The sequence below is a fragment of the Tessaracoccus yangjingae genome (assembly GCF_055326235.1).
On the sequence record NZ_JBUZNN010000001.1, the window covers coordinates 448,224 to 454,814 of the forward strand.

The 6,591-nt window shown below is 67.8% G+C and carries 12 protein-coding genes; all 12 read left to right on the forward strand.

The features are described 5' to 3' along the window. Window positions 1–825 carry a pyruvate formate-lyase-activating protein gene (gene pflA / locus ACZK5D_RS02055; protein WP_463664066.1) on the forward strand — a complete coding sequence of 275 codons (825 nt, stop codon included), beginning with the start codon at window positions 1–3 and terminating at the stop codon, window positions 823–825. A gap of 276 nt (window positions 826–1,101) precedes the next feature. Beyond that, window positions 1,102–1,413 (forward strand): 30S ribosomal protein S10, encoded by a 312-nt coding sequence (gene rpsJ, locus ACZK5D_RS02060; protein ID WP_040284687.1) that lies wholly within the window; start codon window positions 1,102–1,104, stop codon window positions 1,411–1,413. An 11-nt stretch (window positions 1,414–1,424) separates the two neighbouring features. Then, window positions 1,425–2,081: a 50S ribosomal protein L3 gene (gene rplC / locus ACZK5D_RS02065; RefSeq protein WP_463664067.1), complete on the forward strand. Its 657-nt coding sequence runs from the start codon at window positions 1,425–1,427 to the stop codon at window positions 2,079–2,081. After that, window positions 2,078–2,863: a 50S ribosomal protein L4 gene (gene rplD, locus ACZK5D_RS02070; protein WP_463664068.1), complete on the forward strand. Its 786-nt coding sequence runs from the start codon at window positions 2,078–2,080 to the stop codon at window positions 2,861–2,863. Before rplC ends, rplD begins: the two co-directional genes overlap by 4 nt. Beyond that, complete coding sequence (gene rplW, locus ACZK5D_RS02075; RefSeq protein WP_370585710.1) at window positions 2,860–3,171, forward strand: 50S ribosomal protein L23; 312 nt, start codon at window positions 2,860–2,862, stop codon at window positions 3,169–3,171. The genes rplD and rplW overlap by 4 nt, the downstream gene beginning before the upstream one ends. Window positions 3,172–3,204: 33 nt before the next feature. Beyond that, window positions 3,205–4,041, forward strand: coding sequence for a 50S ribosomal protein L2 (gene rplB / locus ACZK5D_RS02080; protein WP_463664069.1), 837 nt, complete (start codon window positions 3,205–3,207; stop codon window positions 4,039–4,041). An 18-nt stretch (window positions 4,042–4,059) separates the two neighbouring features. Next, entirely contained in the window at window positions 4,060–4,341 is a 282-nt protein-coding gene (gene rpsS / locus ACZK5D_RS02085; RefSeq protein ID WP_463664070.1) for a 30S ribosomal protein S19, read from the forward strand. A gap of 27 nt (window positions 4,342–4,368) precedes the next feature. Next, a complete protein-coding gene (rplV, locus tag ACZK5D_RS02090) occupies window positions 4,369–4,770 on the forward strand; it encodes a 50S ribosomal protein L22 (protein ID WP_458994512.1) in 402 nt (133 codons plus the stop codon). A gap of 2 nt (window positions 4,771–4,772) precedes the next feature. After that, on the forward strand, window positions 4,773–5,588 hold the full coding sequence (gene rpsC, locus ACZK5D_RS02095; protein WP_463664071.1) for a 30S ribosomal protein S3: 816 nt from the start codon (window positions 4,773–4,775) through the stop codon (window positions 5,586–5,588). A 2-nt stretch (window positions 5,589–5,590) separates the two neighbouring features. Next, window positions 5,591–6,010 carry a 50S ribosomal protein L16 gene (gene rplP, locus ACZK5D_RS02100; protein ID WP_182782376.1) on the forward strand — a complete coding sequence of 140 codons (420 nt, stop codon included), beginning with the start codon at window positions 5,591–5,593 and terminating at the stop codon, window positions 6,008–6,010. Continuing rightward, window positions 6,010–6,243 carry a 50S ribosomal protein L29 gene (gene rpmC, locus ACZK5D_RS02105; protein WP_182782377.1) on the forward strand — a complete coding sequence of 78 codons (234 nt, stop codon included), beginning with the start codon at window positions 6,010–6,012 and terminating at the stop codon, window positions 6,241–6,243. The genes rplP and rpmC overlap by 1 nt, the downstream gene beginning before the upstream one ends. Before the next feature lie 2 nt (window positions 6,244–6,245). Continuing rightward, the gene (gene rpsQ, locus ACZK5D_RS02110; protein ID WP_463664072.1) at window positions 6,246–6,521 is read left to right on the forward strand and encodes a 30S ribosomal protein S17; all 276 of its coding nucleotides are present in this window, start codon (window positions 6,246–6,248) and stop codon (window positions 6,519–6,521) included. Window positions 6,522–6,591 lie beyond the last annotated feature (70 nt).

Here is a 6,591-nt window from a genome sequence, read left to right on the forward strand (position 1 = left end):
GTGACCGCGACCCTCGTGCGGCCCTCGTCCATGCTGGGCGGGGTGCCGGTGGCCGACCACCTCGACAGGGGAGAGCTCCTGGCCGCGCAGCGGGCGGGCGAGGTGGGCTCGGTCCACTCGTGGGAGCTCGTGACCGCCGTCGACGGGCCGGGCACGCGGATGACCACGTTCCTGGCCGGCTGCCCGCTGCGCTGCCTCTACTGCCACAACCCGGACACCATGGCCGCCTCGCGCGGCCTCCCGATCATGGCCGACGACCTGCTCGCCAGGATCCGGCGCTACCGCGGGGTGTTCCGCGCCACGGGGGGCGGCATCACGCTCTCCGGCGGGGAGGTCCTGCAGCAGCCCGCCTTCGCGGCGAGGATCCTGCGCGGGGCGAAGGACATGGGCATCCACACCGCCCTGGACACCTCCGGGTTCCTCGGCCGCAACGCCTCCGACCAGATGCTGGCGGACGTGGACCTCGTCCTGCTCGACGTCAAGGCCGGCGACGAGGAGACCCATTCCCTGGTGACCGGCCGACCGCTGGCGCCGACGCTGGAGTTCGGCCGCCGGCTCGGGGAGCTCGGGATCGAGACGTGGATCCGCTTCGTGCTGGTGCCCGGCCTGACCGACGACCCCGCCTGCATCGACGGTGTCGCCGAGTACGCGGCCTCACTCCCCGCGGTCGGGCGTGTCGAGGTGCTCCCGTTCCATCAGATGGGGCGCGACAAGTGGGCCGAGCTGGGGCTCGACTACGCCTTGGCGCACACCGCGGCGCCCTCGCAGGAGGGTGTGGAGGCTGCGCGGCGCGCCTTCCGGGACCGCGGCCTGCTGGTCTACTGAGGACCCGGGCATCCGACCCACCGTCGATTTGGCCGACCGGGCAGACCGTGCCAGAATGGTCCGGTTGCTCCGCGAGGGGTTGGCGTCCTGTGGCGCCGTGCCCCGCGAGTGAGGTCGAGCAGACGCCCAAGCGCGAGATGTGACCTTCCCGCCCGGAAGGTTGGTCTTCACTTGCGGCAACGAGCACGACACTCCCGACCTCGGGGGTTGGAGTGACAAGGGGTAATACCCCGAAGGAACTTGAAATTTCCAAAGGGCTAGAGAAGAAGGAACGACGTGGCTGGACAAAAGATCCGCATCAGGCTGCGGGCGTATGACCATGAGGTCATCGACAGCTCGGCGCGCAAGATCGTCGACACCGTGACCCGCACGGGCGCGAAGGTGGCCGGCCCCGTGCCGCTGCCGACGGAGAAGAACGTGTACTGCGTCATCCGTTCGCCCCACAAGTACAAGGACAGCCGCGAGCACTTCGAGATGCGTACGCACAAGCGTCTGATCGACATCCTCGATCCGACGCCGAAGACGGTTGATTCGCTGATGCGTCTCGACCTGCCTGCCGGTGTTGACATCGAGATCAAGCTTCCGTGAGGTCTGAAGAGATGAGTGAACGAATCGTGAAGGGCATCCTGGGCACCAAGCTCGGCATGACCCAGTTGTGGGACGAGAACAACAAGGTCGTCCCCGTGACCGTGATCCAGGCCGGCCCCTGCGTCGTGACCCAGGTCCGCACGCCCGAGACCGACGGCTACTCCGCCGTTCAGCTCGGCTTCGGTGCGATCAAGGCCAAGAAGGTCACCAAGCCGGCCGCCGGGCACTTCGCCAAGGCGGACGTCACCCCCCGCAAGAACCTCGTCGAGCTCCGCACCGCGGATGCCTCCGAGTTCACCCTGGGCCAGGAGCTGACCGCCGAGGTCTTCGCCGACGGCGAGATCGTCGACGTGACCGGCACCACCAAGGGCAAGGGCACCGCGGGCGTCATGAAGCGCCACGGCTTCCACGGCCTCAAGGCCTCGCACGGTGTGCACCGCAAGCACCGCTCGCCGGGCTCCATCGGCGGCTGCTCCACCCCCGGCAAGGTCTTCAAGGGCCTCAAGATGGCCGGCCGGATGGGCAACGCCAAGGTCACCATCCAGAACCTCAAGATCCACGCCGTCGACGCTGAGCGTGGACTGCTGCTGGTCCGCGGCGCGATCCCCGGCAACAACGGGTCCCTCGTCGTCGTCCGCAGCGCAGCCAAGAAGGGTGTCGTCTCATGACCGACCTGACCGTTGACGTCGTCGACGCCAAGGGCAAGAAGGCCGGCAAGGCCGATCTCCCCGCGGCCCTGTTCGACACGCCCACCAACATCCCGCTGATCCACCAGGTCGTCGTGGCCCAGCTGGCCGCGGCCCGCCAGGGCACGCACTCCACCAAGACCCGCGGCGAGGTCCGCGGCGGTGGCATCAAGCCGTGGCGCCAGAAGGGCACCGGCCGCGCCCGTCAGGGTTCGCGCCGCGCCCCGCAGTGGGCCGGTGGCGGCGTCGTGCACGGCCCGCAGCCGCGCGACTACTCGCAGCGCACCCCCAAGAAGATGATCGCGGCGGCCCTCCGCGGCGCCCTGTCGGACCGCGCCCGCGAGGGTGGCGTCTTCGTCATCTCCGAGATCGTGGCCGGGGACAAGCCGTCCACCAAGGCGGCCATCGAGGCCCTCACCGGCGTCGCGGGTGACCTGAGCAAGGTGCTCGTCGTCCTGGACCGCTTCGAGGATGTCGCCTGGCTGAGCCTGCGCAACGTCCCGACGGTGCACGCGCTCGCCGTCGACCAGCTCAACACCTACGACGTGCTGGTCAACGACAAGGTGGTCTTCACCTCCGCAGCGCTGGCCGCGTTCTCGGCCGGTCCCGCGGGCGGCAAGTCGGCCAAGGCCGTCGCCACCGAGTCCGAGGCGGCCGCCGAGGACACCACGACCGATCCGGTCGAGATCGCCGACGAGGCCCCGGCCGACGAGGCGCCCAAGGCCAAGGCCAAGGCCAAGAAGACTGAGGAGAAGGACAAGTGACGACAGCGCTGAAGATCCGCGATCACCGCGACGTCATCCTGCGTCCCGTGGTGAGCGAGAAGAGCTACAACCTGCTCGATGACGGCAAGTACACCTTCATCGTCTCGCCCGACGCCAACAAGACCGAGATCAAGATCGCCATCGAGGCCATCTTCGACGTCAAGGTCACCTCAGTGAACACCCTCAACCGCACCGGCAAGCGTCGCCGCACCAAGTACGGCTACGGCAAGAAGGTCGACACCAAGCGTGCGATCGTCACCGTCGCTGAGGGCCAGAGCATCGACATCTTCGGAGGCCCGGTCAACTGACCGGCGAGCCGCTGAGAGAAGGAACGAACACTCATGGGTATCCGTAAGTACAAGCCGACTACGCCGGGCCGCCGTGGCTCCAGCGTGTCCGACTTCGTTGAACTCACGCGCTCGACGCCGGAGAAGTCTCTGCTCGCGCCGAAGCCGAAGACCGGTGGCCGCAACAACACCGGGCGCATCACCACGCGCCACATCGGTGGCGGCCACAAGCAGGCCTACCGCATCATCGACTTCAAGCGCTACGACAAGGACGGCGTGCCGGCCAAGGTCGCTCACATCGAGTACGACCCCAACCGCACCGCCCGCATCGCGCTGCTGCACTACGCCGACGGCGAGAAGCGCTACATCATCGCGCCGAACGGCCTCTCGCAGGGCACGATCATCACCGCCGGTGAGGGCTCGGACATCAAGCCGGGCAACAACCTCGAGCTGCGTCAGATCCCCGTCGGCACCACGGTGCACGCGGTGGAGATGCGCCCGGGCGGCGGCGCCAAGCTCGGCCGCTCGGCCGGTGCCGCCATCCAGCTGGTCGCCCGCGAGGGCAAGTACGCCACGCTGCGCATGCCCTCGGGCGAAATGCGCATGGTGGACGTCCGCTGCCGCGCCTCGATCGGGACCGTCGGCAACGCCGAGCAGTCCAACATCAACTGGGGCAAGGCCGGCCGCAGCCGCTGGAAGGGCGTCCGCCCGACCGTCCGCGGTGTCGTCATGAACCCCGTCGACCACCCGCACGGTGGTGGCGAGGGCCGCACGTCGGGTGGCCGTCACCCCGTGTCGCCGTGGGGCAAGCCCGAGGGCCGCACCCGCGACAAGAACAAGGCGAGCAGTCGCCTGATCGTCCGCCGTCGCAAGACCGGCAAGAAGCGCTGATAGGGAGCCTGAGGAACTATGCCACGCAGCCTGAAGAAGGGCCCCTTCGTCGACGACCACCTGCAGAAGAAGGTGGACGTGCAGAACGAGAAGGGCACCAAGACCGTGATCAAGACCTGGTCGCGCCGCTCGATGATCGTCCCCGACATGCTGGGGCACACCATTGCGGTGCACGACGGGCGCAAGCACATCCCGGTGTTCGTCACCGAGTCGATGATCGGTCACAAGTTGGGCGAGTTCGCTCCCACGCGCACCTTCAAGGGGCACGTGAAGGACGACAAGAAGGCCCGTCGCCGCTAAGGCGCGAGAAAAGGAACTGATTCAACTATGAGCAACGAGAACGGCAACAGCCGTCGTCGCGAGAACCTGCTCGGTGATCGTCCTGGCTCGTACGCCATTGCGCGCCACGTCCGGATGAGCCCCACGAAGGTCCGCCGCGTCGTCGACCTGGTCCGCGGCATGGACGTCAAGGACGCCCTGGTCGCACTGAAGTTCGCTCCGCAGGCCGCCTCTGAGCCGGTCTTCAAGGTCGTGGCCTCGGCCGTGGCCAACGCGGAGAGCGCCGAGGCACTGCGGTCCGATGACCTCTACATCTCCAAGGCGTTCGTCGACGAGGGCGTGACGCTGCGTCGAATCCGCCCGCGTGCGAAGGGTTCGGCCAGCCGCATCCTCAAGCGCGGCGCGCACATCACCGTGGTCGTCGAACCCCGCGAGACGAAGGGAGCCTGATTATGGGCCAAAAGATCAACCCGATTGGCTTCCGCCTCGGCATCACCACCGACCACAACTCGCGTTGGTACAGCGACAAGCAGTACTCCGAGTTCGTCGGCGAGGACGTCAAGATCCGGGAGTACCTGACCAAGACGCTCGAGCGCGCCGGCATCTCGTCGATCGAGATCGAGCGCCGCTCGGAGCGGGTCACCATCTTCCTGCACGCCGCCCGCCCGGGCATCGTCATCGGCCGTAACGGCGCCGAGGCCGAGCGTGTCCGCGCTGAGCTCGAGAAGCTCACCGGCAAGCAGGTGCAGCTGAACATCCTCGAGGTCAAGAACCCCGAGATCGATGCGCAGCTCGTGGCCCAGGGTGTCGCCGAGCAGCTCGGCGCCCGCGTCGCGTTCCGTCGCGCCATGCGCAAGGCCCAGCAGACCGCCATGCGTGCGGGCGCCAAGGGCATCCGCATCAAGTGCTCCGGGCGTCTCGGCGGCGCCGAGATGTCGCGCTCCGAGGGCTACCGCGACGGCCAGGTGCCGCTGCACACCCTCCGCGCCGACATCGACTACGGCTTCTACGAGGCCCGCACCACGTTCGGCCGCATCGGCGTCAAGGTGTGGATCTACAAGGGCGACGTCACCGGCACCCGCGCCGAGCGCGCGGCCCAGAAGGCCGCCCGCAACGCCGCCCCCGGTGGCCGTCAGCAGCGTCCGGGCCGTCGCCCGGCACGCGGCGAGGGTCGCGGGGACCGTCCCGAGCGTGGCGGACGCCGTCGCGCCGACGCAGCCCAGGGCGACGCCCCCGCTGCGGCCGCAACTGAGAACGCAGGAGCCTGATCATGCTGATTCCTCGTCGAGTCAAGTTCCGTAAGCAGCACCACCCCACGCGTGACGGTGCGGCCAAGGGCGGCACCAAGCTCGCCTTCGGTGAGTACGGGATCCAGGCGCTCGAGTCCTCCTACCTGACCAACCGTCAGATCGAGGCCGCTCGTATCGCCATGACCCGCCACATCAAGCGTGGCGGCAAGGTCTGGATCAACGTCTACCCGGACCGCCCCCTGACCAAGAAGCCGGCCGAGACCCGCATGGGTTCCGGTAAGGGTTCCCCCGAGTGGTGGATCGCCAACATCAAGCCGGGCCGCGTGCTCTTCGAGCTCTCCGGTGTCCCGGAGGACGTCGCCCGCGAGGCCATGCGTCTGGCCATCCACAAGCTGCCCTTCAAGGCACGCTTCATCAAGCGCGAAGCAGGTGACATCTGATGAGTAATTCTCTCGCCGCACACGACCTGCGTGGTCTGTCGCGTGATCAGCTCAACGCCAAGGTCGTTGAGCTGAAGGAGGAGCTGTTCGGCCTCCGGTTCCAGGCTGCCACCGGCCAGCTGGAGTCGAGCAGCCGGATGCGCAACGTCCGCAAGGACATCGCACGCATCTACACCGTGCTGCAGGAGCGCAACCTCGGCATCGTCGACGAGCCGGTTGTTGAGGAGAAGTGAACATGAGTGAAGAGACCACCACTGAGCAGCGCGGCGCCCGCAAGGTGCTGCAGGGCATCGTCGTGTCCGACAAGATGGACAAGACGATCGTCGTCCTCGTCGAGGACCGGGTGAAGCACCCGCTGTACGGCAAGGTCATGACCAAGTCCTCGCGCCTCAAGGCGCACGACGAGGAGAACTCGGCCGGCATCGGCGACCGGGTCCGCGTCATGGAGACCCGTCCGCTGTCGGCGCAGAAGCGCTGGCGCCTGGTCGAGATCATCGAGCGCGCCAAGTAGGCCCGCACGCAGTCAGCACCGCGGGAGATCGCCCCTTCCCGGGGAAAGGAACGGGGGTGTGTGTGTTTAC

Excerpts from the sequence above, each read along its gene's own strand:
- rpsQ (WP_463664072.1), top strand. The coding sequence starts at position 6,246 with ATGAGTGAAGAGACCACCACTGAGCAGCGCGGCGCCCGCAAGGTGCTG.
- rplD (WP_463664068.1), top strand. The coding sequence starts at position 2,078 with ATGACCGACCTGACCGTTGACGTCGTCGACGCCAAGGGCAAGAAGGCC.
- rplC (WP_463664067.1), top strand. The coding sequence starts at position 1,425 with ATGAGTGAACGAATCGTGAAGGGCATCCTGGGCACCAAGCTCGGCATG.
- rplB (WP_463664069.1), top strand. The coding sequence starts at position 3,205 with ATGGGTATCCGTAAGTACAAGCCGACTACGCCGGGCCGCCGTGGCTCC.
- rpmC (WP_182782377.1), top strand. The coding sequence starts at position 6,010 with ATGAGTAATTCTCTCGCCGCACACGACCTGCGTGGTCTGTCGCGTGAT.
- rpsC (WP_463664071.1), top strand. The coding sequence starts at position 4,773 with ATGGGCCAAAAGATCAACCCGATTGGCTTCCGCCTCGGCATCACCACC.
- rplV (WP_458994512.1), top strand. The coding sequence starts at position 4,369 with ATGAGCAACGAGAACGGCAACAGCCGTCGTCGCGAGAACCTGCTCGGT.
- rpsS (WP_463664070.1), top strand. The coding sequence starts at position 4,060 with ATGCCACGCAGCCTGAAGAAGGGCCCCTTCGTCGACGACCACCTGCAG.
- rplP (WP_182782376.1), top strand. The coding sequence starts at position 5,591 with ATGCTGATTCCTCGTCGAGTCAAGTTCCGTAAGCAGCACCACCCCACG.